The organism is Agrobacterium sp. SOY23 (genome assembly GCF_027212525.1).
GTDB lineage: Bacteria > Pseudomonadota > Alphaproteobacteria > Rhizobiales > Rhizobiaceae > Agrobacterium > Agrobacterium tumefaciens_I.
Genome location: NZ_JAPWDT010000003.1, coordinates 624,722 through 649,884, shown reverse-complemented (window position 1 = coordinate 649,884; position 25,163 = coordinate 624,722). Strand labels below are relative to the sequence as shown.

At 60.0% G+C, this 25,163-nt stretch carries 21 protein-coding genes; 11 read left to right on the top strand and 10 right to left on the bottom strand.

What is annotated here, in order from left to right:
- Nucleotides 1–5: 5 nt before the first annotated feature.
- From O3S81_RS11775 to O3S81_RS11760, 4 genes are all read right to left on the bottom strand, one after another.
- Nucleotides 6–1,142: an ABC transporter permease gene (locus tag O3S81_RS11775; RefSeq protein ID WP_269343317.1), complete on the bottom strand. Its 1,137-nt coding sequence runs from the start codon at nt 1,140–1,142 to the stop codon at nt 6–8.
- Between the two features lies 1 nt (nt 1,143).
- Nucleotides 1,144–2,151, bottom strand: a complete 1,008-nt coding sequence (locus tag O3S81_RS11770) for an ABC transporter permease (protein ID WP_112766410.1) — start codon at nt 2,149–2,151, stop codon at nt 1,144–1,146.
- Nucleotides 2,152–2,293: 142 nt separating this feature from the next.
- Nucleotides 2,294–4,381 carry an ABC transporter substrate-binding protein gene (locus O3S81_RS11765; RefSeq protein WP_269343316.1) on the bottom strand — a complete coding sequence of 696 codons (2,088 nt, stop codon included), beginning with the start codon at nt 4,379–4,381 and terminating at the stop codon, nt 2,294–2,296.
- A 104-nt stretch (nt 4,382–4,485) separates the two neighbouring features.
- Complete coding sequence (locus O3S81_RS11760; RefSeq protein ID WP_269343315.1) at nt 4,486–5,952, bottom strand: alpha-glucosidase/alpha-galactosidase; 1,467 nt, start codon at nt 5,950–5,952, stop codon at nt 4,486–4,488.
- A 197-nt stretch (nt 5,953–6,149) separates the two neighbouring features.
- On the opposite strand from O3S81_RS11760, the gene O3S81_RS11755 reads away from it, so the two are divergent.
- Both O3S81_RS11755 and O3S81_RS11750 read left to right on the top strand, forming a co-directional pair.
- Nucleotides 6,150–7,043, top strand: a complete 894-nt coding sequence (locus O3S81_RS11755; protein WP_269343314.1) for an AraC family transcriptional regulator — start codon at nt 6,150–6,152, stop codon at nt 7,041–7,043.
- Between the two features lie 88 nt (nt 7,044–7,131).
- Nucleotides 7,132–7,593, top strand: a complete 462-nt coding sequence (locus tag O3S81_RS11750; protein WP_269343313.1) for a hypothetical protein — start codon at nt 7,132–7,134, stop codon at nt 7,591–7,593.
- Between the two features lie 16 nt (nt 7,594–7,609).
- Here the strand turns inward: O3S81_RS11750 and O3S81_RS11745 are convergent, their stop codons facing one another.
- The 3 genes from O3S81_RS11745 to O3S81_RS11735 are packed head-to-tail and all read right to left on the bottom strand — an operon-like array spanning nt 7,610 to nt 12,165.
- Entirely contained in the window at nt 7,610–8,521 is a 912-nt protein-coding gene (locus O3S81_RS11745) for a DMT family transporter (protein WP_269343311.1), read from the bottom strand.
- The gene (locus O3S81_RS11740) at nt 8,518–10,920 is read right to left on the bottom strand and encodes a PIG-L family deacetylase (RefSeq protein WP_269343309.1); all 2,403 of its coding nucleotides are present in this window, start codon (nt 10,918–10,920) and stop codon (nt 8,518–8,520) included. The genes O3S81_RS11745 and O3S81_RS11740 overlap by 4 nt, the downstream gene beginning before the upstream one ends.
- Before the next feature lie 18 nt (nt 10,921–10,938).
- Nucleotides 10,939–12,165: an ROK family transcriptional regulator gene (locus tag O3S81_RS11735; RefSeq protein ID WP_269343307.1), complete on the bottom strand. Its 1,227-nt coding sequence runs from the start codon at nt 12,163–12,165 to the stop codon at nt 10,939–10,941.
- A 242-nt stretch (nt 12,166–12,407) separates the two neighbouring features.
- Between O3S81_RS11735 and O3S81_RS11730 the strand changes: the two genes are divergently transcribed.
- Genes O3S81_RS11730 through O3S81_RS11705 form a run of 6 tightly spaced genes read left to right on the top strand, consistent with a single transcriptional unit; the run spans nt 12,408 to nt 18,920 of the window.
- The gene (locus O3S81_RS11730) at nt 12,408–13,673 is read left to right on the top strand and encodes an extracellular solute-binding protein (protein WP_269343306.1); all 1,266 of its coding nucleotides are present in this window, start codon (nt 12,408–12,410) and stop codon (nt 13,671–13,673) included.
- A gap of 17 nt (nt 13,674–13,690) precedes the next feature.
- Nucleotides 13,691–14,632, top strand: coding sequence for a carbohydrate ABC transporter permease (locus O3S81_RS11725; RefSeq protein ID WP_269343304.1), 942 nt, complete (start codon nt 13,691–13,693; stop codon nt 14,630–14,632).
- Nucleotides 14,629–15,471: a carbohydrate ABC transporter permease gene (locus tag O3S81_RS11720; protein ID WP_269343303.1), complete on the top strand. Its 843-nt coding sequence runs from the start codon at nt 14,629–14,631 to the stop codon at nt 15,469–15,471. The genes O3S81_RS11725 and O3S81_RS11720 overlap by 4 nt, the downstream gene beginning before the upstream one ends.
- Nucleotides 15,472–15,475: 4 nt before the next feature.
- Entirely contained in the window at nt 15,476–16,990 is a 1,515-nt protein-coding gene (argH, locus tag O3S81_RS11715; RefSeq protein WP_269343301.1) for an argininosuccinate lyase, read from the top strand.
- A complete protein-coding gene (locus O3S81_RS11710) occupies nt 16,990–18,030 on the top strand; it encodes an ABC transporter ATP-binding protein (protein ID WP_269343300.1) in 1,041 nt (346 codons plus the stop codon). The genes argH and O3S81_RS11710 overlap by 1 nt, the downstream gene beginning before the upstream one ends.
- Complete coding sequence (locus O3S81_RS11705) at nt 18,027–18,920, top strand: carbohydrate kinase family protein (RefSeq protein ID WP_269343526.1); 894 nt, start codon at nt 18,027–18,029, stop codon at nt 18,918–18,920. The genes O3S81_RS11710 and O3S81_RS11705 overlap by 4 nt, the downstream gene beginning before the upstream one ends.
- 15 nt (nt 18,921–18,935) lie before the next feature.
- On the opposite strand, the gene betC is transcribed toward O3S81_RS11705, so the two are convergent.
- Nucleotides 18,936–20,450 (bottom strand): choline-sulfatase, encoded by a 1,515-nt coding sequence (betC, locus tag O3S81_RS11700; protein ID WP_269343298.1) that lies wholly within the window; start codon nt 20,448–20,450, stop codon nt 18,936–18,938.
- Nucleotides 20,451–20,464: 14 nt separating this feature from the next.
- Nucleotides 20,465–21,418 carry a choline ABC transporter substrate-binding protein gene (choX, locus tag O3S81_RS11695; protein WP_269343296.1) on the bottom strand — a complete coding sequence of 318 codons (954 nt, stop codon included), beginning with the start codon at nt 21,416–21,418 and terminating at the stop codon, nt 20,465–20,467.
- Between the two features lie 94 nt (nt 21,419–21,512).
- Between choX and O3S81_RS11690 the strand changes: the two genes are divergently transcribed.
- Nucleotides 21,513–22,409 carry a choline sulfate utilization transcriptional regulator gene (locus tag O3S81_RS11690; RefSeq protein WP_269343294.1) on the top strand — a complete coding sequence of 299 codons (897 nt, stop codon included), beginning with the start codon at nt 21,513–21,515 and terminating at the stop codon, nt 22,407–22,409.
- Nucleotides 22,410–22,439: 30 nt separating this feature from the next.
- Here the strand turns inward: O3S81_RS11690 and O3S81_RS11685 are convergent, their stop codons facing one another.
- A complete protein-coding gene (locus O3S81_RS11685; protein ID WP_269343292.1) occupies nt 22,440–23,891 on the bottom strand; it encodes an aldehyde dehydrogenase in 1,452 nt (483 codons plus the stop codon).
- Between the two features lie 123 nt (nt 23,892–24,014).
- Between O3S81_RS11685 and O3S81_RS11680 the strand changes: the two genes are divergently transcribed.
- Nucleotides 24,015–24,884 carry a helix-turn-helix transcriptional regulator gene (locus O3S81_RS11680; RefSeq protein ID WP_269343290.1) on the top strand — a complete coding sequence of 290 codons (870 nt, stop codon included), beginning with the start codon at nt 24,015–24,017 and terminating at the stop codon, nt 24,882–24,884.
- A gap of 89 nt (nt 24,885–24,973) precedes the next feature.
- Nucleotides 24,974–25,150 carry a hypothetical protein gene (locus O3S81_RS11675; RefSeq protein ID WP_269343289.1) on the top strand — a complete coding sequence of 59 codons (177 nt, stop codon included), beginning with the start codon at nt 24,974–24,976 and terminating at the stop codon, nt 25,148–25,150.
- The last annotated feature ends 13 nt before the right edge of the window (nt 25,151–25,163 follow it).

The following is a 25,163-nucleotide window of genomic DNA, read 5'->3' as shown; positions in this document are numbered from 1 at the left end:
TCCTCTCAATAGGGATCGACGGCATCGCGCAGGCCATCGCCCAGCGCGTTGAAGGCGAAAACGGTGACCAGCACAAAACCGACCGGTGCGAGAATCCATGGATAGGAACCGATGACGGAATAGGTCGCGGTATCCTGCAGCATCAGCCCCCAGGAGATAAGCGGCGGCTTCACCGCAAAGCCGAGGAAACCGAGGAAGGATTCGAGCAGAACGACACTCGGAATATGCAGGGTGACGGCAACGATCACATGGCTCATCACATTCGGCAAAATATGCTGGAAGATGATGCGCCGGTCGGTGGCGCCGACGGCAATGGCCGCCCGCACATAGTCAATACGCGCCAGTGCCAGCGTCTTGCCACGCACCTCCCGCGACATCTGCGCCCAGCCGAGCGCCGACATGACGCCGACCACGAAGACGAGGAACACGGTGGTCGGTGCGGTGACAGGGATGAGCGAGGTCAGCGCGAGGTAGAGCGGCAATTGCGGGAAAGCCAGAACCACTTCCACGAAACGCTGCACCCATGCATCCAGCGGCCCGCCGAAATAACCTGATATCAGGCCGACACTGGTGCCGATGACGGTGACGATGGCGACGACGCTGAGCGCAATGGCAAGCGAGATGCGCGAGCCATAGATGGCGCGCGACAGCACATCGCGTCCGAATTTGTCGGTTCCGAGAAAATGCACCGGCTGGCCATCCGTCGAACCGAAGAAATGCCGGCTCATCGGAATGAGACCCAGAAGCCTGTATTCCGCGCCTTTGACGAAGAAGCCGAGATAAACGGGATTGTCGTAATCCGGCCCGACGATGGGCTGGAAGGTGACCGGGTCAAGCTCGTCCGTCTCCGCAATGGCATAGACGCGGGGGGCGAGGCTGATATTGCCGTCCTTGTCGGTGAAGCGAACCACCTGCGGCGGCGAAAAGCTGCCATGGGTTTCAAGCGGGTTCATTGGCGCGAAGAAATCCGCGAAAATGGCAATCAGGATCAGCAGGATCACCAGCACCAGCCCGACCATGCCGGTAAACGAGCGTCTGAGACGCCGCCAGACGAGTGCGAGATAAGTCTCGTTGCCATGGGCGGAGCGGTCGGGTTTTGCGGTGGCGGCGGTTTCGGTCTTCATCTCGTCAAACGCCATCATCTCAGGCCCTCCCGAATTCGCGAACGCGTGGGTCAAGCATGGCGAGCAGCATGTCGGCGATGATGTTGCCGACGATCAGCGTTGCGGCCAGCACCATCATGAAGGTCGCGGTGACATAGACATCGCCCACCGCCATGGAGCCAACAATGGCCGGGCCGACGGTCGGCAGTGCGAAGATGATGGCGGTCTCGATCTCGCCGCTCAGCATGTAGGGCAATACGACACCCTGATACATGACCAGCGGGTGCACGGCATTCGGTACCGCATGGCGCATGATGACAGCGCCTTCCGAAAGGCCCTTGGCGCGGGCCGTCTCGACATATTGTGCATTCAGCGTGTCGAGCAGATTGCCGCGCATCACCCGCATATTGTAGGCGAGGCCACCGAAGACGGCGATGGCGACCACCGGCCAGACATGGCTGACGAGATCGACAAATTTGCCCCACGACCACGGCGCTCCGCCATATTGCGGCGAGAAGAAGCTGCCGATCTCCGACACGTCGAAATGAAACACCATGAGATAAACGAGGATCAGGGCCATCAGGAAACGCGGGATGGTCATGCCGAGGAAGGCGATGGTGGAGAGCAGGTTATCCACCCAGGAATATTGCCGTGTCGCCGCCCAGATGCCGAAGGCAATGCCGAGGACGGACGCAAAGATGTGGCAGACCAGCGCCAGCGCAATGGTGCGCGGCAGGCGTTCGCCAACCACATCGGCGACCGGCTTGTTGTAATAGAAGCTGTAGCCGAAATCCCCGCGGGTGATGATGCCGCCGATCCAGTTGAAATATTGCACCACAAGCGGCTTATCGAGGCCGTGTTCGATACGGTAGGCCTGCGCCTGCGCTTCCGCCTGTTCGAAGGACGCCCCGCCCTGGTTCATCAGCTGTGAGCGGATGTAGTCGGCATAATCGCCGGGCGGCGCCTGGATGATGGCGAAGGTCACCACGCTCAGGATCAACAGCACCGGAATGGCGGATGCTACGCGTATCGTCAGAAATCTCAGCATCGAACGGTCTTCCTCGGTTTGGATGGGCCGTGTGTCTCCGGCCGCGCTTCACGCGCGACCGGTGCCGGGTGTGCTCCGGGAGGAGTTCTTCAAGTTTCGCATTTTCCGGACGGAAAACCGCTACGCACTTTTACTGGAATGCCTAGTTGATCGGCCCGCCCTCGCCCGGCTTGCCGGGCAGCTGCTCAGGGAAAAGTTCGTATTTGCCCTGCTTGTCGGCCGCGACCCACAGGCGTTCGCGGATGATGGAATCTTCAGCCCAGTTGAACATGAAGATCGGCGTACCCTGCGGCACGTTGGAGAACCGCTTGTTGACGATGAGCGCGCCCGGATATTCGGTGAGGCCGATCGTATAGAGGTTCTGCGTATAGACCTTCTGATATTGCTTCATCAGTTCCGCCCGCTCGGCATTGTCCTGCGAGGAGATGAATTTCCGCACCAGATCGGCCATCTCCTTCTCGAACGGCATCAGATCCAGCTCCTTGCCCTCGGGCGAGCGATGGTTCCAGCTGGTGCGCGGGCCGACAGGAGCAAGCTGCTCGGTATTCTGCACCACGGAGGAAAGCTCGGTGGAGTTGCGCCGCACCAGCCAGTCGAACTGCCCGCCATAATGGGCGGCATCACGCTGGTTGGAATCGAGGCTGTTGATGACGACGCGCAGACCGAGTTTCGCCATCTGGCCCACGAGACCTTCAGCAAGGCTCTTGTCCGTCGCGTAACCGTTATTGACGAGAAGGGTAATCTCGACATTGCGGCCGCCTAACGTCTCCTTGGGGAAGTTCAGGAAACCATCGCCATCGGTGTCCTTCAGGCCGATCGAGGCGAGTGCCGCCTTGGCGCCCTCGAGGTTGAAGGGGTAGTACACCGTGGAGGCGCGATCATAAAAGCTGGTGCCGGATGAAATGCCGCCCGGATAGATCGCCGTGAAAGGTCCCTTCACCAGCGAGTCACCGATCGCCTTGCGATCGAGAGCAGAGGTGACGGCCTGACGGAACACCTCATTGCGGTTCAGCTCACGGATTGCCTGCCCGCGCTCATCTGGATTGCCCCAGCCATTGGCGGAGAAATTCATCTGCAGATTATAACCGATGAGGCGCGGCCCGAAGGCAAGGCGGGCGGGTGCATTCGGATCAGCAGCGCGTTTCAGCGAGGCAACGAAGTTCTCCGGCTGTTCGAGGTTGGAGAAATCACCCGATCCCGCCACGGCCTGCACATCGCGGTCCGCCCAGGTGGAGAGCTTGTAGTGGACTTCGTTCAAGTAGGGCAGTTGCTGGCCCTTTTCATCCACCTTCCAGTAATAGGGGTTACGACGCAGAACAATGAGATCGTCGGGCCGGTAGGACACCGGCACCCATGCGCCCATGACCGGCATGTTCATATATTCCGGCGGGAAAGCGTTCTTGAACTGGTTATAGGTGTTCTTGGAATATTTCGGATGCTGCGGCTTCAAGATATGCGACGGCCCGGGGCAGAAGCTCGGATAGGCCATGGTGTAGAGATATTGCTTGGGAAAAGCGGCCTTGAAGGTCCATTCGACGGTGTAATCATCGACCTTTTTAAGCGTCGTTCCTTCACCGAAAGCCTCAGGCGACGCACCGCCGCCGAGCGGTGAGACATTTGGATCGACGACCGCATCTTCCCAATAGAACATCACGTCATCGGCGTTAAAGGCTTCGCCATCCGACCATTTGGCGCCCTTGACCAGATGCATCGTCAGCTTGTGGCCATCTTCGGACCATTCCCAGCTTTTGGCCAGGTTGGGCAGCGGTTCGGTATCCTTGGCATCCACCTGAAAGAGCGGCGCAGTGCGCGTCAGGCATTCCGAAAGCGCAATATCGATGCCGCCCCAGCCCTGGCTCTGGCCGGCAATATAGTTCCAGCCCTCGGGCCGGCCGCCGACCACATGGCGCATCGTGTCGCCGTAAACACCCATACCGTCGGGCATATTGCCCGTCTTGTAGACCAGCGGTTCTTCCGGAAGTCGCTCTTTCAAGGACGGCAGCTTGCCCGCCTTCTCGAATTTTTCGGTGATCCAGTCGGGTTCGCTGTAGCTCGGCAGCGCCTTGAATTCGAGGATCGAGTCGCGCGCCACATAGTTGATCTTGCCTTCGGCCGGAAATTGCGGCGGCTCCGGCGGCGTGGTGGTCTCGAAGGCATGCGCATTGAGTGCGATCATCGAAACACTGAGCCCCAGTGCCGAGATGATACCGATCTTGCGTTGAACTAACATCGTTTTTCCTCCCAAATGGCAGCTCTTCGACCGCCCACCCTCTGTGATCGTTCTAACCGGACGGCGAACTCCCTTCCGCCGCCGGCCTGTTTCCATGCTTTTCCTCAGACAGCCTTTTTCAGCGCCGATTTTTCGGCCCGCAATTCTTCGATGGAACGAACATTGCGGCGCGCAGCCCCTGCCCAGTCACGCGTCTTGACGGTGGATTTCGCCAGCCTTTCCTTCGCCGCCGGCACGGCATCGGCATATTGCGGCAGCCAGCGTGCCTGCGCGACGACCATTTCGTCCACCATCTGCCAGACCTCTTCCGGCGTCGCGACGGCGCCTACCAGCGGATCATGCAGCACCGCGAGCTTCAGGAGATCGATATCGCCGCTGACCGCCGCGTGCACCGACATGCGCTGCACGTTGATGGAGGCCATGCAGGTGGCCGCGCAGGCTTCCGGCAGCGTGATGCCGGAGACCATGTTGATGCCGAAACGGTCGACGAAACCGGGTGACTCGATGATGGCATCGGCCGGCAGGTTGCTGATGACGCCGTTGTTCTTGACATTGAAATGGCCGCGATAGACGCGTCCTGTCTCCAGCGCCTCGAGAATATGGCTCGCATGTTCGTTGGAGCGCTTGGTCGGATCGATCGGCTTCGCTGCGGACGCCAGGAACTGTGGGAATTCGGTTTCGAACCAGTTGCGCGTTTCCGTGGAGTGACGCAGGTAACCGCCGGTTTCGCCGTGGATCCAGTCGGACATGTCGATCCAGCGGGCGATCTCGTCAGGCCGCTTGCGATACCACGGCAGATATTCAGAGAGGTGACCGTTGCTCTCGGTCGAATAGACACCGAAGCGCTTCAGCACGTCGATGCGCAGCTTTTCCTGCTGTGAAAAGACCGGATGCGCCTCGAAGGCGGCAACCAGCTCATCTTTTCCGATCTTTCGGCCGTTGAGCCTGAGGTCGATGAACCATGTCTGGTGGTTGATGCCGGAGCAGATGTAGTCCAGCTCTGACAGGGATTTCGCGCCGAGGATTTCAGCGATCTGTTCCGCGCCATGCTGCACGCCGTGGCAGAGACCGACCGTATCCACCTTGCCATATTCGATGGCCGCCCAGGTGTTCATGGCCATCGGGTTGGCATAGTTCAGGAACTTCGCACCCGGTGCCGCAACCTCGCGGATATCCTTGCAGAAATCCAGAATGACCGGAATGTTGCGCTGGCCATAGAGAATGCCGCCGGCGCAGATGGTATCACCCACGCACTGGTCGATGCCATATTTCAGCGGAATGCGGATATCGTCGGCATAAGCTTCCAGACCGCCAACCCGCACACAGCTGATGATATATTTCGCGCCTTCCAGCGCCCGGCGGCGGTCAGTATCGGCCGTCACTTTCACCGGGAAACCATTGGCCTCAACGATCTTTTCAAGGATCGCCTTGATCATATCGAGATTGTGCTGGCTGATATCAGTCAGTGCGACTTCGATGTCGCGAAACTCCGGCACGCACAGGAGATCGGTGAACAGTTTTTTCGTGAAACCGACGCTGCCTGCGCCAATAATAGCGATTTTGAAACTCATAACGCCACCTCTGTTGCAAATCGAACGGGTGAAACGGGCCGAAGGATCGTAAAATGGCGCTGCAGAAAAATACCCGTAAGAATCCCGGAAAACCGGCCTTCCTCCCAATTTCTCAGCAACAATATCCCGCTGGCTGTCTCCTCGGGTCGGGATTATGCGTATAAAGACGGAGAGAACCAGAGAAGGATTATGCTTTCATGGGTAATTTTGTGCTGCGTGATTTGATCGATCAGGGACCCGGCATGCGCACCGTCTCGCTGCCACGCGGCCGCCAGACGCTGCACACCATGCCGACCAGCAGCGGTTATGAAATCCGCCGCGACGGCAATTATGACTGGGACGGGCGCAAACGCGGCCAGACACCCTTCACCGTTCTGCAATATTGCATCGCCGGTCAGGGCAACCTGCGTTACGAGAACCGGCATTATGTGGTTAGGCCGGGTGAAACCCTGCTGCTGCTTATCCCCCACAATCACCGCTACTGGCTGGAAGAGGGCAAGGAGTGGGAGTTCTTCTGGATTTCCATGAATGGCGAGGAGGCGCTGCGCATTCACCGCAATATCCTCTCCGTTACCGGTCCGATCCTCAAGCTCCAGCCCGAAACCGTCGATCACCTTGCCGAATGCTGCTCACGCCTCGTCAACGGCGCGGAAACGCCGGGCGCGGCTTCTGCCGTCGCCTATGAGGCGGCGATGACACTTTATGACGATGTCTTCGGCTCGCACCCCTCCTTCGGTGGCGAATATCGCACCCTGCAGCAGGTGCTGAGCTATATAGACGGCCATCTCGGCGAGCGACTTTCGGTGAGCGACCTCGCGGCGGTGGCGGGCCTCAGCCGGGCCCACTTTTCCCGCATCTTCACGGCAAGCGAAGGCCTGCCGCCGGCGGAATTCGTTTTGCAACGACGCCTGCGGCGGGCGGCCAAGCTTTTGACGACGGCCGCGAATATCCCCATCAAGGAGGTGTCGGTGCTATGTGGTTTCGAGGATCCGAACTATTTCTCCAAGGTCTTCCGTCGCCTTTACGGCATCAATCCAAGCGAATTCCGCACCACCGGCATGTATGCGAGCGTGCGGCAGAATGGAACGTGAAGGCGCAACTTGGTTTTGCCACGTTTCAGGCGATTAAGAATGGATACAACCTCTTTTGGAGCGCAACCTTTTTTGGAGACCGGCCGAGGTGAACAGTAAAATCCGGACGATCCTCGTCTTTCCGCTGCGGGCAATCATCGTTTTCGCGCTGATCCTCGACGGCATTTTCCGTCCGCTCTATCGGCCGGTGATAAAGGCCATATCCGGCCTGACATTCATCAAGCGGCTGGAAAACCGGATCGCGCGATTGCCGCGCCTTGCCATCCTTCTCTGTCTTGCGGTGCCCTTCGCGATTGCCGAACCGATGAAGATCGTCGGTCTCGTTCTGATTGCCCATGGCGCGGTCAAGACGGGTCTTGCCCTGACGATCCTTGCCCATCTCGCAACCTTCCTGATCGTCGAACGCATTTATCACGCGGGACAGGAAAAGCTGCTCACCTATGCCTGGCTCGCATGGATCATGCGCTATGTGCGTTTCGCGCGTTCGTTTTACGATCGCTTCAAACTTGCGGCACTGAACTGGGTCAGGCTCCGGGTTCTAGCCCAATAGAGGCAGGGTGCCCCCGTCACCGTTTGCGGCGCAGCCTCTTCAGAAGATATTCGGCAAGGACAGTTGATTGCAACGAAACGAGAATAATGACGATACCGAAAACCACACGGGCTTCCGGCACCTCGTCAAACAGGAAATATCCGACAGAGGTCACGAACAGGATCGATAGATAGCCAACGGGTGCAAGGACACTGGCATCGGCAATACGATAGGCCCGCAGGAAGCAATATTGCCCCATCTGCGCCAGCAATCCGATGCCGAGCAGCGGAACCCAGTCGAATGACGCAACCGGTTTCCATGTCCAGATCGCCGGAACGGCGGTGATGACGGCGAGGCCCACCGTGTAGAACACCATCATGACCGTGGTATTTTCCTGCCGCAGCGCCCGGGTCTGGATCACCGCAAGCGCCCCGAACACCACCGATACCAGAACAACAATCACGCCCGCGCCAAACTCCGTGCCGCCCGGCCCGATGACGACCAGAACGCCGACAAATGCAAGACAGGCCCCCGTCCAGCGAAAACGGCTCACGTTTTCGCCAAGAAAGGCGACGGCCATCGCCATCGTCACCAATGGCCGGGAAAAACCGACGGCATTGACGGTCGCAAGCGGCAACAGGGTGATGGCGATGAAATTGCTGGTGAGTGCGATGGCGTTGCAGCAGATGCGGAAAATGTTGCGCCAGGGATATTTGACACGCACCATTTCTCCCCTGTGCCGCCAGATGAGCGGCAGGATGAACATCAGACCGATCATCGCCCTGATAAAGACCAGCTGGAAGGCGGGATAGGTGACGCCCTGCGCCTTGACGAGCGCGGTCATTCCACCCGCAACAAGGGTCATGTCCAGCAACAGCCAGCCAATGCCCGCGCGTGTATCCGTTTCGCGCGGGTTTTCCTGTTCTTCGCTTTGGGTGTCGCCATTCACGCCGGCTGCACAAGATTGGCCATAAGGCGGAAGGCCCCCGGCACAAGCTTGTCCATCTGGTGATGCAGCACGAGGCTTGTATGGGTGTGCCGGCCTTCGCCGATGGCACCGGAGACCAGCGCGCCCTTGAGCGGCTGTTCATCGACATCATGCATGGCGAGCAACGGCTCGTAGACATCATCCCAGCGCGAGGCGAAATAAAGCCCGCGCTCCTTGTCCCAGCCCGCCCAGTCGGCGGCATCGATCCTGTTGGGGCCGGCAAGCAATGGATGGTCAGGCGCCAGCACTGTCACCTCCGCCTGCGGGTCGGTCACGCGCCAGCGCAAGGAAGGCTTGCCGATCTCAAGCCGCCTCACAGGTGTCGTCTCCGGGTTCCATCCATCGGTCGGCCGGTGATAGAGCGTGACGAGATGGCCGCCATCTTCGACGAAACGATGCAGTCTTTCCGTCGCGGCGGCCAGATCCTTGCGGATGCCGAAAGCAAAGATGCCGATAACGATCGTCGTGAAGGATGACAGGTCGCCGCCAAGCGCCTGAGCATCGAGTTCGGTGACATCGAGGCCCATGCGCGAAAGCCAAAGACCCACCCTGTCGGCGCCACCACCGACATAACCGACACGCACGCCATCGGGCAGCTTGAGGTCCAGCGACAGGATTTTCAAAGCGGAAGGCGCCAGAAACCTTGCCCTGCCGATATGCGGATAGACGATAGGCGTGATCTGAAAGGCCGGTTGCGAACCGACAAGCGCTTCAATCTGGGCAAGGCCCGCCCGGGCCTCACCGGTACGTTCGGCAATCCAGTCGCCGCCGTTCTTACGCAGGTTCCAGCCGCCCGTATTCCTGAACGAGAGCGGCGCATCGGCACCCTTTATATGCGCCTGAAAGACATGTGTACCCTGCCCCTGCCCAAGCGGCACCAGAAGGGCATCGGGCGCTATCGTCAGCGACTGCGCGGGGGTTACGAAAAACGCCTCCTCCAGATCGAAGGCGGCCGAAACCTTTCTGCCTTCAACCTTTGCGGAAAGCAGCACGGAAGCATGGCCATTGCCGCCCGAGGCTTTCCAGTCGGGCTGGTAAAGCCCCGAAACAGCAGCATCCGGATCGGCGGCAAGCGAAAAGACCAGCATCTCGCCACGCGATTGAATGGATGATGAAACACCCGATGGAAGGACGGGCGTGACCTCGACATCAAATTCTGATGCCCTGCCCGTAAGCTCCACGGAAAGAGCCGATGTCCCACCCGGAACGATCTCCGCCGGCTCGGCATAGGCCCGCTCGAAAACGTCGAGCGCCGTCAGGATAGCGGCATCGACCTGCGCGCGCTTGCGCGCGATCCGATGCCCGTGCAGCTCCCTGAAATCCGTGGCTGCAGCCTCTTCGACCGACTGCAAAAGAGCCGCCGCCGCAAGAAGTGACGCCGTTATCCGCTGCTTATCGGGGAATGCCGCTATTGCTTCGGTTATTGCCTGTTCGGCCTTGACCAGCACCTTTGCCAATTCGACATCCAGCCTCGGAAAAGCCGCAAGGTCGGACAGTGAAGACGGCAGCCTGTCAAGGATCGAGCTTTCCTCGCCACCGACGGCATCGGAGAGTTCGAGATGCAGCGGCCAGACCTCCTGCGCCCGCTTCGGCCAATGTCCCATTCCCTGCGAGGCGTGATAATAACGCGACCATTCGCCGATGCGGTCATATTGCGCACCGGTGGCCTGCTCCCTGCCCGGAACATTGATCGTCAGCGTCGTTTCCGGCGGCGGCACTTCGTCATCATAGGTGTCGCCACCGCCTGACCATGCGGGAAGATAGTACTTCGCCACCTTCCACGGTTTCAGCCCCTCGGCGAAATGTTCGGGATAGGCGGTGGGGTCGGCGGCCAGCGCGATGGCGCTCTTTGCCGCACGCGTCATGGCGCGATGATGCCCGTGTTGTCCCGGCACATCGAGAAATGTCGGAATGACGATATCGGGCCGCTCCCTGCGGTAGGCGCGCACCAGCCGCTCGACGATACGCTGCTGCCCCCAGCGGTTAAAGGTCTGGTCGCCATCCTTGGAAAAACCGAAGTCGTGAATGATATCCGCCGGACCGTGACCGAGCCAGCTTATATCCGCATCGATGACGCGGGCGGCCTCCTCCAGTTCCCGCGACCGGATGACGCCGAGCGCGCCGAGTCGCTCCGGCCCCAGTGCATTCTGCCCGCCTTCACCACGCGTCGAGCAGGCGATGATGATCCGCATGCCGAGTTCCATGCGGAAATAGGCGAGAAGTCCGTTCTGCTCGTCGTCCGGGTGTGCGCCGGTATGCATGACGGTGACGGTGGATTTTAGCGCGCTCAGTTTGCGGTGCAGGCGCAAAAGCCACGGATCGGCCATCTGCCGTTCGATACGCTCCCGGGGGTTAAGCATGGCGGTCTCCTCCAATATTCAGCCGGGTGCCTGCGCTGCGGCTCCCATGGATGTCTCGAGTTTTGGCGTGACGATGTCGAACAATGGCAAGGCGGCAGCACCGAGGGCAGCGGTCAGTTGCCCGGACTTGCCGTGGATGACACGCGGCAGTTCCCGCTGTCGCCGGCTCGCGACCGAGGTGGGCAAAGGCCCCATCCGCGCAATGATTTCACTGATGATGATCTCAGGCAGCGCGCCGCCGAGAATGACCGTCTGCGGGTCGAGAATATTCTCGAGCATCGCAACCATCGGCGCCAGATGGGCGGCGGCCTCGTCGATCCATTCCATCACCACCGGGTTGCCCGCCCTGAACAGGGTTTCCAGATCGTCAAGCTCGGTATCCACGACACCGGCGCAGACAAGTTTTTCCTTCAGCACGTAGACCGAGGCATAAGCTTCCAGGCACCCACTCTGTCCGCAGGAGGGGCAAAGCCTTCCCTTTGGCGAAACGGTCACATGGCCGATTTCGCCGGCATTTCCGAATGCGCCGCGATAGGGCGATCCGTCCTGAATGATGCCGAGGCCTATACCGACGCCGAAATAGATCATGCAGAAATTCGGGATGGCCAGCCCTGCGCCGAACAGCCGTTCCCCGACCGCAGCGGCCGTCGCATCGTTTTCCACCACGACCTGCTGGCCGCAGGCTTCCCCCAGCATCTGCCGGGCATCGATGCCATCCCAGCCGGAAAGCGTCGTCGGTCCGACGGAGGTCATGCCGTCGATCTCAAAGGGGCCGGGCATGACGACCCCGGTGCCGAGCAGCCTGCAGCCGAGATTTTTCGCAACAGCGGCATGCTCGGCGGCAAAGGTCTTGAATATGGCCTCAGGCGTCGTGTCCTTTAGCGGGGTAACACGATGGGTACGCAACACGCCGGCAAGATCGAGCCCGACGGTGACCATATGGTCAGCGGCGATTTCCACGCCGATCGTCGCCCCTCCATCCGGGTTGACGGCGAACTGGATCGGCGGCTGCCCCCTGCCCGTGCGGCGGCGGCCGAGTTCCTTCAGCAATTCCTCGCCCATCAACTCGTCAACGATATTGGCAACCGCCTGCGGCGTTAGATGCGTGATCTTGGCGATCTGGGCTCGGCCGAGCGACCCGTGCCGCCGGACGATATCGAGGACGACTCGCCTGTTGTGTTCGCGGCTGCGCTCAGGATTTTTTCCGATTGCTACGGGATAAGCGTCCACTGTGTGCACCGTCATCTCTTCAACTTCCCGTCTCTTGGAAAATTCATAGCGTCGAATGGACGATAAGCGCAATATATTAATTCAAGTAAATTATCTTATTGACAAATGCACGCCTTCAGAGAACCGTAGAGAGCGACCGGGGGTCAGGCTTGTTTGGGGCGGAAGAGGAAACTCCGTTGCCGGCAAATCGATGAGCGCGCGCGAAAGCGCGGATAAAGGGAACGATCACTCCGCATCCGGAAGACCGGACGGAGGAAATGGAGGCTTACATGCGCAGGGCTACTCTGTTCGCCGGCTTGGTCGCCGGTTTCAGCACATTTGCATTCAACGCCGCGCAGGCGGTTGAAATCGAATATTGGCAATATGTCTTCGACACACGCGTGAAGGCCATGGATGAGCTGATCGCGGAATTCCAGAAGGCCAATCCTGACATCACCGTCAAGCAGGTGACCTTTCCTTACGCCGATTACCAGACACGCGTCATCGCCGCCAATCTTTCCGGCAAGGGCCCTGACGTGATGCAGCTGTTCTACGGCTGGCTGGACAAGTTCGCAGCCGGCGGCATCTTGCAGCCGTTGCCGGCCGACGCATTCCCGCATGACAAGATCGAAAGCGAATTTTTCCCGATCGTCAGCGCCATGAAGCGCGGCGACGACTATTACGGCCTGCCGACGGCGGTTCGTTCGCTGGCGCTCTTCTACAACAAGAAGCTCTTCACCGAAGCCGGCCTTGACGCCGCCAACCCGCCGAAGACGCTCGACGAATTCGTGGCAGCCGCGGAAAAGATCGCCAAGCACGACGCCGCCGGAAACCTCACCGTTGCCGGCTCGACGCTCGACATGGGCGGTCAGGATCACCAGTGGTGGCGTGAGGTGCTCATCCGCCAATATGGCGGCGAGCCCTATACCGACAATGACCAGAAAGTGACCTATAATAGCGAGCCGGGTATTCAGGCCCTGAAATTCTATACCAGCCTGCAGCTTGAAAAGAAGATCGGCCAGGTGGGTTTCATGGATGAGGGCCAGGCCGCCTTCCGGGCCGGCAAGGCCGGCATGACCATCGACGGCACCTTCCGGCTCGGATCGTTCCGCACCATCAAGGATTTCGAGTGGGGCGTGACCGAACTTCCCACCAACGACAAGAACATCCGCTCCAACTATGCGAGCTATTTCGCCAACGGCATCAGCGCCAAGACGACCGGTGAAGAGCTTGAGGCGTCCAAGAAGTTCCTCGCCTATATCTCCTCGCCGGAAGCCATGGCGATCTGGCTGAAGACGGTGGGTGAACTGCCGGCACGGCGCTCCGCGGCGCTGACCGAAGCAAACCTGAAGGACCCGATCTACGCGCCGTTCCTGAAGGGTCTGGAATATGCCCATACGACGCTGTTCATGGATGAAGCCGCCCAGCGGCAGAACGCCATCGACATGACCAACCGGGTGCTTCTCGAAGGTCAGTCCGTCGAAGATTCCATCAAGCAGGCAGCCGAAGCCGAGCAGGAAATCATCGACGCGGCGAAACCCTGAAAACCGCAGGCCAGACCATGACAGCGATAGATCAACAGGGGGCGGCATCCGGCCGCCCCGGCGGCTCCTTTGGAGATCGCCTTTCCATGCGCACGAAACGGCTTTTGTGGATCTGGAGCTTTCTGGCGATCCCAATCCTGTTTTACAGCGTCATCCGTTTTTATCCGACGCTGCAGGCTTTCTATCTGTCCTTCACCAACTGGGACCTGCTGCGACCGGCAAAGTTCATCGGCATCGCCAATTACGCGAAGCTGTTCAAGGACCCGCAATTCTGGAAGGTGTTCAAGAACACCTTCGCCTATCTGATCGTCGGCACGCCGATCAGCCTCGTTCTGGCTTTCGTCATCGCGTTTTATCTGGACCGGGTGCGCATTCTGCACGGTTTCATCCGCGCGCTTTATTTCCTGCCCTACCTGACCACGGCTGCCGCCATGGCCTGGGTCTGGCGCTGGTTCTATCAGCCGCCGCCCATCGGCATCATCAACGACGTGCTCGGCATGATCGGCATTCCCCAGCAGCCCTTTATCCGCTCCACGGATCAGGCGCTTTATTCGGTCATGGTAACGGCCATCTGGGCTGGCCTCGGTTTCCAGATCATCATCTTCATGGCCGGCCTGCGCGCCATTCCAACGACATTTTACGAAGCCGCCCGCATCGACGGGTTGGGTGAATGGGCGATCCTGCGCAAGATAACCTTGCCGCTTCTGAAACCCACCACCGTTTTCCTCGTGGTGTTTTCCTCGATCGGCTTCCTGCGCATTTTCGACCAGGTCTATAACATGACCACCAATGATCCGGGCGGCCCACTCGGTTCCACCAAACCGCTGGTGCTGATGATCTACCAGACCGCGTTCAATTCCTATGCGATGGGCTATGCCGCCGCGCAGACGGTTGTCCTGTTCACCATTCTTCTCGTCGTATCGCTGATCCAGCTCTGGGTCCTGAGGGAAAAGAAATGAGCGAAGCGTCGCCACTCTCCCACGCCCGTATCCGCCCCGGCCGCGTTCTCGCCTGGACGCTGCTGTTCATCGGCGGCCTGATCATGATTTCGCCGCTGCTCTTCATGTTCGCGACCTCGTTCAAGACGGCGGATCAGGTTTACGATCTACGTCTCATTCCGGCTGCGCCGACGCTTGCGAACTACATCACCGTCATGGCCGATGGCCGTTTCCTGCGCTGGTTCTTCAACTCGATGCTGGTTGCGGTCATCGTCACCGTGTCCAACTGCTTCTTTGACAGTCTGGTCGGGTACACGCTGGCGAAATTCGAGTTTCGCGGCCGTTATTTCATCTTCCTCGCCATCCTCTCGACGCTGATGATACCGACAGAAATGCTGGTCATTCCCTGGTATCTGATGTCCAGCCAGCTGGGCTGGCTCGACAGCTACTGGGGCATCATGTTCCCGGGCATGATGACGGCCTTCGGCACCTTCCTGATGAAGCAGTTCTTCGAGACGGTTCCCAACGACTTCATCGAGGCTGCGCGCGTTGATGGGCTCAACGAATTCCAGATCTGGTGGAAAGTCGCCCTGCCGCTGGTGACGCCGGCGCTCTCCGCACTGGCGATCTTCACCTTCCTCGGCAACTGGACAGCCTTTTTCTGGCCGCTGATCGTCACGACAAGCAAGGAACTCTACACCCTGCCCGTCGGTCTTTCGAGCTTTGCCGTGGAACAGCAGATCCAGTGGGAAATGATCATGACGGGCGCAGCCATTGCGACCATCCCTACCCTCATCGTCTTCATCGTCCTGCAACGCTACATCGTTCGCGGTGTGATGCTGGCGGGCCTGAAAGGATAATATCATGGCCGATATCAACCCGCGCCAGTCGGATACCAGCAAGTTTCCCGACCCCGTCTACAAGGAAACCGTGCTGCGCCCGCTTTTCGACGGCGCCAAGAACCACCATGTCGATGGCTTCCGCCGCATAGACCGCGCTCATCTGGTCATGCTGCGAGAGACCGGCATTCTCGATGGCGAAACGGCGGCCAAGATCGCCGGTGCGCTTGAGGATATCGACAGGACCATCGAGCCCTCCGAGCTCGTCTATACCGGCGAAGTCGAGGATTTCTTCTTCCTGATCGAGAAGGAACTGAAAGCCCGCATCGGCGTCGATGTCGCCGGCCGCCTGCACACGGCCCGTTCGCGCAACGATATCGATCACACGCTGTTCAAGATCGGCCTGAAGGACAAGATCGACACGCTCACCGCCAAGGCGCGTGTTCTCTTAAAAGCGCTGATCGATGCCGCCGAGCGTAACCAATCCACCCTGATCGTGGCCTATACGCATGGGCAGCCGGCCCAGCCCACCACCTTCGGCCATTACCTTTCCGCCGCCATCGAAGTGTTGATCAGGGATATCGAGCGTTTTGCCGAGGCCCGCCGCATCGTCGATCTTTCGCCGATGGGCGCTGCCGCCATCACCACCTCGGGCTTTCCCATCGATCGGGCGCGGGTTGCCGAATTGCTGGGCTTTGCTGCGCCGCTGCGCAATTCCTATTCCTGCATCGCCGCCGTCGATTATACGACGGCAACCTATGGCGCGATCGAGTTGATGTTCCTGCATCTCGGCCGGCTCATTCAGGATTTCCAGTTCTGGACGAGTTTTGAGGTCGGCCAGATCTATGTGCCGAATTCGCTGGTGCAGATTTCCTCGATCATGCCGCAGAAACGCAACCCGGTGCCGATCGAACATCTGCGCCACCTCGCCAGCCAGACCTTAGGCCGGGCGCGGACCGTGCTGGATGTGATGCACAACACCCCCTTCACCGACATGAATGACAGCGAGGGCGAAACCCAGGGCATGGGTTACGAGGCCTTCACTTCTGCCGGCCGGGTTCTCGATCTGCTCGCCAGCCTGGTTGGCCAGATCAGCATCGATCCTGAAAGGGTCGACCAGAATATCCGCCGATCCTGCATCACCATCACGGAACTGGCGGATTCGCTTGTCCGCATCGAAGACCTGTCGTTCCGCCAGGCGCATGAAATTGCCGCGACCGTCGCCAAAAGCGTCGTCGCCCTGAAGGGCGACCTGCCGAATGACGGTTACCAGCCGTTCCTCACGGCATTCAGTGAACTGACAGGACGCGAGACCGGCATCGACGAGGAAAAGTTCAGGCAGATCGTCTCGCCGGAACACTTTGTCGCCGTGCGTGGCCGTTTCGGCGGCCCGGCGCCTGAACCCATGCGGGAAGCGATTGCAGCCTATCGCGACAGGCTCGGTGCTTTTGCAGCGGAAGCACAGCGATCCGCCGATCACGAAGCAGCAAAGGCCGCCGAACTGGCAGAGAAATTCACCGCCCTGACGGGAGCGCGATAATGGCGACAATCGAACTCAATCAACTCGTGAAGCGCTACGGCAAGGTGGAAGCGGTCAAGGGCATCGACCTTGCCATTGAAGACGGTGAATTCGTCGTTTTTGTCGGCCCGTCCGGCTGTGGAAAATCCACCACACTGCGCATGATCGCGGGGCTGGAAGAGATTTCCGACGGCACGCTGAAGATCGCCGGAAACGTCGTCAACGAGAAAGAACCGAAACAGCGTAACATCGCCATGGTCTTCCAGAACTATGCGATCTACCCGCATATGACGGTTCGCCAGAATATCGGCTTCGGGCTCTATACCGCAAAGCTCGACAAAACGGAAAAGAACCGGCGCATCGAAGAGGCCGGCCGGGTGCTGGGGCTGGAAGCCCTGCTCGACCGCCGTCCCGCAGCCCTGTCGGGCGGCCAGCGGCAGCGTGTCGCCATCGGCCGCGCCATGGTGCGTGATCCCGCAGCCTTTCTTTTCGACGAGCCGCTCTCCAATCTCGATGCGCAACTGAGATCGCAAATGCGCATCGAAATCAAGCGTTTGCACCAGCGTCTTAAGACGACTACCGTTTACGTCACCCATGATCAGGTGGAAGCCATGACCATGGCGGACCGGATAGTGGTGATGAAGGATGGTCATATCCTGCAGGTCGGCACGCCGACGGAACTCTACGAAACGCCTGTCGATGTCTTCACCGCCCGCTTTATCGGCAGCCCCTCCATGAACCTGCTGCGGGGTTCAAGAACAACCAACAGCGTTGCCCCCTCCGCCACGGGCGATCTTCTGATCGGTGTTCGCCCGCATGACCTGCTGGTTGGAGAAAGCGAAGCTCCGCAGGGAACCTTTATGCTCGAGGGGACCGTAACCGCCGTTGAGCCGCTCGGCCCGGAAACGCTGGTCCATCTGGATACCGACACGACGTCGGTGATCGCCACGGCGAGAGGAAAATCCATTCCCGCTGTCGGCAGCCGTTTGCAATGCCGGGCAGAGACAGGCGCGCTTTATCTTTTCGACGCGAAAACGGAAAAGCTTCTGGGCCGCGCATGATGACAACAGAAAAATCAGCCGTCATCAGCATCGGCCGGATCTATTGCGACCTCATTTTCACCGGACTCGATGAATTGCCTGTGCTCGGTCGGGAACTGTTTGCCCGCGACATGGAAATTGCCGCCGGCGGCGGCGCCTTCATTGCCGCCGCACATTTCGCCCATATAGGCCGCCCGGTTGCGTTGCTGGCAAGGCTCGGCACCGATACGTTTTCGCGCGATATCGGTGAGAAAATGGCGCAGAGCGGCGTCGACCTGCAGTTTCTGGAACATGCGACAGATGCCGGACCTCAAGTCACCGTGGCGACAGTGGTCGGTCAGGACCGGGCGTTTTTGACACGCCGTGCCGGTGACGCCCGGCCTTCGACGCTGGATGCGGCCTTAGCATGGGACAGGGCACGACATCTGCACATCGCCGAATTTGCTACTCTGCATGAGATGCCCGATCTCGTCGCGCGCGCCAAGGCAAGCGGATTGTCCGTTTCTCTTGATCCGAGTTGGGATGCGTCGCTGATCTACGACAAGGACCTGCTCAACGCTTGTGCCGGCGTCGACGTGTTTTTGCCCAATCTTGAAGAGGCCGAAGCGATCACTGGTCATTCTGACCCGGAAGCGGCCATCAGGGCATTGGAGCAGGCTTTTCCGATCGTCGCCCTCAAAGGCGGCGCACAAGGTGCATGGGTGTCTTCTGTCGCCGGGCTTCACCATGAGGCAGCTCAGAAGGTCCCGGTGGTCGACACGACCGGCGCGGGCGATGCGTTCAATGCCGGCTTCATCGATGCCTGGCTGCGACGAGAGAAAGAAAAACTGTGCCTTGAGGCCGGTATTGCAGCGGGAAGCCTAGCCGTGCAGGCGGCAGGCGGAGCACCGAAGGTGACCGCCGCCGCGTGAGGTTCCCTGCCCGCATCATTCCCCGCGCGGAAAACGCTGGTTTTCCTCCAGCACGTTAAGGTCCATGTGGTTGCGCATATAGCGTTCCGACGCTTTCTGCAGCGGCTGGTAGTCCCACGGATAATAAGCGCCGTTGCGCAGCGCCTTGTAGACCACCCAGCGCCGCGCCTGGCTTTCGCGAACGGCGGCGTCGAACACCGGCAATTGCCAACGCCGGCCAATCTCGGCGGAAAGCGATGAGAGTACATCGCTGAAAGCGGGATCGCCGGCAAGGTTGGTGCGCTCTTCCGGATCAGCCTTGAGATCATAGAGCAGCGGCGGGTCGGCCTCGCAGACCGACAGCTTGTAGCGGCCATCGCGGAGGGCGACGAGCGGTGCGATGGAGCCTTCGGCGGTATATTCCATCGGCACCGGACCACGCCCACCGGTACCGTGCGCCAGCGCCGCCAGATCCTCGCCATCCGTCCAGCGTTTGAGTGACGTAATATCGAGACCAGCCAACCCACACAGCGTCGGCGTGACGTCGAGTGTCGAGACTGGCGTGTCGATCAAAGCCGGCTGCCAGCCGGGTGCGGCCACCATCAGCGGCACACGGGCGGAACCTTCGAAGAAACACATCTTGAACCACAGACCACGCTCACCCAGCATATCGCCATGGTCTGACAGAAAGAGAATGATCGTGTCCTCCTCCATCCGCGTCGCCTTCAGAACCTCAAGGATTTCGCCGACCTTTTCGTCGATATAGGAGATATTGGCGAAATAACCGCGCCGTGCCCGGCGTATCTGCTCGCCTGTGATCTCGAATGCCCCGTGATCGCAGGCTTCCAGCAGCCGCTTCGAATGCGGATCCTGCTCCTCGAAGGCAATCGCCTGCGACTGCGGCTCGAGCGCCGGGCAATCCTCGTAGAGGTCCCAGAATTTGCGCCGCGCCACATAGGGGTCGTGCGGGTGGGTGAAGCTGACCGTCAGGCACCACGGCCGGTCGTCAAGGCGGCGCGACAGGTCGTAAAGCTTGCGGGTGGCGTTATAGGCCACCTCGTCGTCATACTCCATCTGGTTGGTGATTTCGGCGACACCGGCACCGGTGACCGAACCGAGATTGTGATACCACCAGTCGATCCGCTCACCCGGCTTGGTATAATCGGGTGTCCAGCCGAAATCCGCCGGATAGATATCCGTCGTCAGGCGCTCCTCGAAGCCATGCAACTGGTCAGGCCCGACGAAATGCATCTTTCCCGAAAGGCCGGTGTAATAACCCGCCGCCCGCAGATGGTGCGCATAGGTCGGGATATCGGAAGCAAATTCAGCGGCATTGTCGTAAACCCGCGTGCGGCTCGGCAATTGCCCGGACATGAAGGACGCACGGGCCGGCGCGCAGAGCGGGCTTGCCGTATAGGTGTTGACGAAGCGGACGGACCGCTTCGCCAGTGTTTTGAGATGGGGTGCATGGAGAAAATCGGCCGGGCCGTCGGGAAAAAACGTCCCGTTAAACTGGTCGGCCATAAGGATCAGGATATTGGGACGCGGCATTTCCACTTTCCGGCTTAGAGACCAAGCTTGCCCTTGACGGCGTCCACTCCCGGCTTGCCATCCAGCGTGGTAACACCCTGCAGCCAGCCATCCAGCGCCTGCGGATTGGCCTTCAGCCAGGCCGCTGCCGCCGCCTTCGAATCCTCGCCACCGAGAATGGAGCCCATCAGGCTATTTTCCATGCCGATATCGAATTTCAGGTTCTTGAACAGCGTCGCCGCATTCGGGCATTGCTGCGGCCAGCCGGTGCGGGCGAGCGTATAAACTTCCGCGCCGCCGAAATTCGGACCGAAATAGGCGTCGCCGCCGGAGAGATAGGCGATATCGATCTTCTCATTCATCGGATGCGGCGCCCAGGCGAGGAAGACCACCGCCTTCTTGTCCCTGCCCGCCCGTTCCACCTGCGCCAGCATGGCCTGTTCGCCGGATTCGACGAGCTGCCAGCCCTTCAGGCCGAAATCATTGGCGTCGATGATCTTCTGGATATTCTGGTTGGCGGGTGCGCCCGGCTCGATGCCGTAAATCTTGCTTTCGAATTCGTCGGCATGTTTGGCGAGATCGGCAAAATCCTTCACGCCCTTTTCCGCCATATAGGCCGGTACTGCCAGCGTGAACTTGGCACCTTCAAGGTTCTTCGTCATCACCTGCGCCGCCTTGGCAGTATTCAGATCATCGACGAAGGATTTCTGGGCAGGCATCCAGTTACCGAGGAAGACGTCGATTTCACCGTTTTTCATGGCCTGGTAGCCGATCGGCACCGACAACGTCTTGACGTCGGCTTCATAACCCAGCGCATCCAGAAGCACGGCGGCGACGCCATTCGTCGCGGTGATGTCGGTCCAGCCGGGATCACTGAGACGGATCGTCTTGCAGGCCGCGTCGTCGGCTGCATGAAGCGGGGTGGAGAAGGTCGCCACGGACAGAAACAGACCGGCTGCAATGTGGAAGAAACGAGAATCGGTTTTCATTGCGGCTCCCCTTTTATTAGTTGTGTTTATTGAACACCACATTGTTTTTGGCTGTGAAGCGGGTATTTTTCGATAATTGATATAAGGATTCTTAATGTCAGACCGGCCGCTCGATCTCGGATGGATGCGCATTTTCACCGAAATTGCCCGCCGCGGCAGCCTGACGGCGGCGGCGGGATCGCTGCGGCTGACACAGCCCGCCGTCAGCTATCAGATCCGCAGGCTGGAGGATGAGCTGGGCGTGGCTCTCATCCGCCGCAAACACCGTGGCATTGAGCTGACGGCCGAGGGGCAAAAGCTGTTCGATATCGTCTCGCGCAATGTCGACGCCATCGATCTCCTCGTCCACCAGCTGCGCCACACGGCAGAGCGGCAGACAATCCGCCTGCATACGGACTACGCCTTCTCGTCTCTCTGGCTCATCCCGCGCATGCATGGTTTTCGGGCGCTGAACCCCGATATCAACATCCAGATCGTCGCCACACAGGACCCGCTCGGACAGGGCAAACATGACAGCGACGTAATGATCATTTTCGGCACGCGGCAGGAGGCGGGTGACGGGGCGGTGTTGCTGCTTTCGGAAAAAGTCACGCCCGTTTGTGCCCCGGCGCTTTTGGCTGAGGCAACGGCCCCCTCGGGCGTTGCGGATTTTTCACGGCGGAAGCTCATCCATCTCGAAAACACCTCACAGGCGCACTGGTTCGACTGGCCCGCCTATTTCCGGCATTTCGGCGTGTTGAGGGGTGCCGAACATGATGGCGGCGATATCAGCTTCAACAATTACACCATGGTGGTTCAGGCAACGATCGGCGAACAGGGTTTCGCGCTCGGCTGGGCCGGGCTGGTCGATCCGTTGCTAGAGGCGGGGGTGCTGGTGACCGCAGGCCCAAGCCTTGATGCGCCGGGACGCGGTTACTGGCTGATACGGCCGAAAAGCAGCGACAGTGCGGTAAAAAAACTCACCGGCTGGCTGATCGACGAGCGGCGATGATGCCGCCCGCCGGCCAGCACTTCTTCCGGTTCAGATCGGATAATGCAGCGGACCATCCTGCAGCGTGACCCAGCGCAGTTCGGTGAATTCCGCAATACCCGCCGTACCACCGAAGCGGCCGTAACCAGAGGCCTTGACGCCGCCGAAAGGCATCTGCGCCTCGTCATGAACGGTGGGGCCGTTGATGTGGCAAATGCCGCTTTCGATGCGCGCGGCGACGGACAGCGCCCGCGCCTGATCCCGGCCGAAAATCGCAGCGGAAAGGCCGAATTCGGTTTCATTGGCGATGCTCACCGCCTCATCGATGCTGCCCGCCCGGATGATGGAGACGACCGGGCCGAAGCTTTCCTCTGAATAAAGCCGCATGGCCGGCGTGACCCCATCGACGGCGATTGCATCCAGCATGGTGCCGTTGCCGCCGCCGCCGGCCACAAGCCGCGCCCCCTTGGAGACGGCGTCATCCACCAGCGCGCGAATGCGCGAACTTGCCTCGGCGCTGACCAGCGAGCCGAGCGGGGTTTTTCCCTCGCGCGGATCGCCGGCCTTCAGGCTTGCCGCTTTTCCGGCGAAAGCGTCCACGAAGGTATCGGCGACGCTGTCGAGCACGATGATGCGCTCCGTCGACATGCAGATCTGACCCTGGTTCATGTAAGCACCGAAGGCCGCCGCCGAGACGGCCGCATCGATGTCGGCATCGTCAAGCACGATGAAGGGCGCCTTGCCGCCCAATTCCAGCAAGGCGGGTTTCAGGTAGCGACCCGCCGTTTCGGCAATCACCCGGCCGACGCGGGTGGAGCCGGTGAAATTCACCCTTCGGACCGCCGGATGGGCGATCAACGTTTCGACGATTTTCGCCGCATCTTCCGGCGCATTGGAAACCGCATTCAGCACGCCCTTCGGCAGGCCAGCGGAAGCGACCGCTTCGATGATCAGCGCATGGGTGCGTGGGCAGAGTTCTGATGTCTTCATCACCACCGTATTGCCGCAGGCAAGCGGCGTCGCGATGGAGCGCACACCGAGAATGACCGGCGCGTTCCATGGCGCGATGGAGAGCACGACGCCGGCTGGCTGACGAACCGCCATTGCCATGGTGCCCGGCCGGTTGGAGGGGATGATCTCGCCCTTGATCTGGGTCGTCAGGCTCGCCGCCTCGACCAGCATGTCGCTCGCAAGCTTCACATTGAAGCCGGCCCAGGCGTCCGTCGCGCCGATCTCTTCCTTCATCGCCTGCGTGATATCCGGCCCGGCGGCGAGAAGCGCCTGCGCCGCCGCAAGGAGTAGCCGGCGGCGCTCGCCGGGCGGCGTTGCCGACCAGACCGGAAAGGCGGCTGCTGCGGCATCGGCCGCACGCGTCGCATCCTCCGGCGTCGCCGCCGCCGCGTCGGTCGCCACCTCACCGGTGATGGGATTATGGCGTTCGAAGCGCTTGCCACCTGTGGCCGGGCAATGGTCGCCGCCGATAAAAAGATTGACAGTCTGCATATGTCTCCTCCTGTCGGGCGACCTTCTCCTCAAGGTCTTCCGCCCGTTATGACCGAAGTTTAGCAACGACAGCCCCTGATAAAATGCACTAGTATGGCTGCTTATTGTACTTTTGAGGGTTGAATGGCGTTTCAAAATCACAATGCCGGCAACGGCCAGGCCACGCTGGCGCGGATGTTGAATTCATCGCTGCGAGTGAGCGAGGTCAAATTGACGGCGGGTAATGCCCACCTCATCCTTCTTGCCGCCGGCCATGCGCAAATCATTCGGGAAAGCGAAACCATTGCCCTGCCCGCACCGGGATTGGCTTGGCTGCCCGCGGGCCTTACCGGGCGCCTGCGACTGGAGGCGGGAAGCCGCGCCTCGCTGCTTTCCGCCTCGGAAATCGGCCTTGCGCATGCAATGCCGGCAGGGACAAGCGCAATCACCCTTCGCAATGGCCTGCAACGGGTTCTGACTGAGACACTTGCGGAGAGGGATCATGCGGAGCTGGCAGGTTATCTGGAAACCATCGCCGCTGAAAACCTCAGACCAACAGCGGCCACGGAAACGATCATCACCAACCTTCTGTCCGTCGCGCTGATCCGCATATGCCAGCATGCTACAGCGGAAATCAGCGCGGTTTCCCTGCCGTCGAGCATGACGGAACGTTTTGTTCTGCTGGTCGCGCAATATAAACGCAACCATTGGAGCGTCGATGACTATGCCCACCACCTCGGCATCAGCCGCGATCGGCTGGGCTCAATCATCAAAAACGCGACAGGCCTTTCACCGCAGGCCTACATTCATCGCGAACTACTCGCGGAAGCGCGCGAGCTTCTTCTGAACTCTTCCCTGCAAGTCGCTGAAATCGCGTTTCGTTTGGGATTTCAGGATCCGGGTTATTTTAACCGCTTTTTCACCCGCAAGGAGGGCAGATCTCCCGGCCGGTTCCGCAGGGCAGCGATTCGGGCACAAGATATTCCTCCCCATTCCTATGCCGCTTGGCCGTGAATTTCCGCCAATAGCGTAACGCCCTGTCTGGAACCCACCCCTTCGTCATCCGTTGTGTCATGGACAAACCAGGACCAAGGGAGACAGTGATGAGCGAGAAAAAGGAAACGGGCAACGTCGCCGACAAGAAACGCGAAGAGCAGGGCCGTGGCGTGATTGTTGCCGGCCCCGATGCCCATGAAAATGAGAAGAATGGAAAGGCGCCTTCGGGAAAAACCGAAAAATCGTCACCTGAACGGCAGGTTCCGCCCTCGGGCCATCGCTGACCGATGAATATGG

Coding starts and splice junctions, on each gene's coding strand:
- O3S81_RS11775 (WP_269343317.1), bottom strand. CDS start 1,142: ATGATGGCGTTTGACGAGATGAAGACCGAAACCGCCGCCACCGCAAAA.
- O3S81_RS11770 (WP_112766410.1), bottom strand. CDS start 2,151: ATGCTGAGATTTCTGACGATACGCGTAGCATCCGCCATTCCGGTGCTG.
- O3S81_RS11765 (WP_269343316.1), bottom strand. CDS start 4,381: ATGTTAGTTCAACGCAAGATCGGTATCATCTCGGCACTGGGGCTCAGT.
- O3S81_RS11760 (WP_269343315.1), bottom strand. CDS start 5,952: ATGAGTTTCAAAATCGCTATTATTGGCGCAGGCAGCGTCGGTTTCACG.
- O3S81_RS11755 (WP_269343314.1), top strand. CDS start 6,150: ATGGGTAATTTTGTGCTGCGTGATTTGATCGATCAGGGACCCGGCATG.
- O3S81_RS11740 (WP_269343309.1), bottom strand. CDS start 10,920: ATGCTTAACCCCCGGGAGCGTATCGAACGGCAGATGGCCGATCCGTGG.
- O3S81_RS11735 (WP_269343307.1), bottom strand. CDS start 12,165: ATGACGGTGCACACAGTGGACGCTTATCCCGTAGCAATCGGAAAAAAT.
- O3S81_RS11730 (WP_269343306.1), top strand. CDS start 12,408: ATGGAGGCTTACATGCGCAGGGCTACTCTGTTCGCCGGCTTGGTCGCC.
- O3S81_RS11725 (WP_269343304.1), top strand. CDS start 13,691: ATGACAGCGATAGATCAACAGGGGGCGGCATCCGGCCGCCCCGGCGGC.
- O3S81_RS11720 (WP_269343303.1), top strand. CDS start 14,629: ATGAGCGAAGCGTCGCCACTCTCCCACGCCCGTATCCGCCCCGGCCGC.
- argH (WP_269343301.1), top strand. CDS start 15,476: ATGGCCGATATCAACCCGCGCCAGTCGGATACCAGCAAGTTTCCCGAC.
- O3S81_RS11710 (WP_269343300.1), top strand. CDS start 16,990: ATGGCGACAATCGAACTCAATCAACTCGTGAAGCGCTACGGCAAGGTG.
- O3S81_RS11705 (WP_269343526.1), top strand. CDS start 18,027: ATGATGACAACAGAAAAATCAGCCGTCATCAGCATCGGCCGGATCTAT.
- betC (WP_269343298.1), bottom strand. CDS start 20,450: ATGCCGCGTCCCAATATCCTGATCCTTATGGCCGACCAGTTTAACGGG.
- choX (WP_269343296.1), bottom strand. CDS start 21,418: ATGAAAACCGATTCTCGTTTCTTCCACATTGCAGCCGGTCTGTTTCTG.
- O3S81_RS11690 (WP_269343294.1), top strand. CDS start 21,513: ATGTCAGACCGGCCGCTCGATCTCGGATGGATGCGCATTTTCACCGAA.
- O3S81_RS11685 (WP_269343292.1), bottom strand. CDS start 23,891: ATGCAGACTGTCAATCTTTTTATCGGCGGCGACCATTGCCCGGCCACA.
- O3S81_RS11680 (WP_269343290.1), top strand. CDS start 24,015: ATGGCGTTTCAAAATCACAATGCCGGCAACGGCCAGGCCACGCTGGCG.
- O3S81_RS11675 (WP_269343289.1), top strand. CDS start 24,974: ATGAGCGAGAAAAAGGAAACGGGCAACGTCGCCGACAAGAAACGCGAA.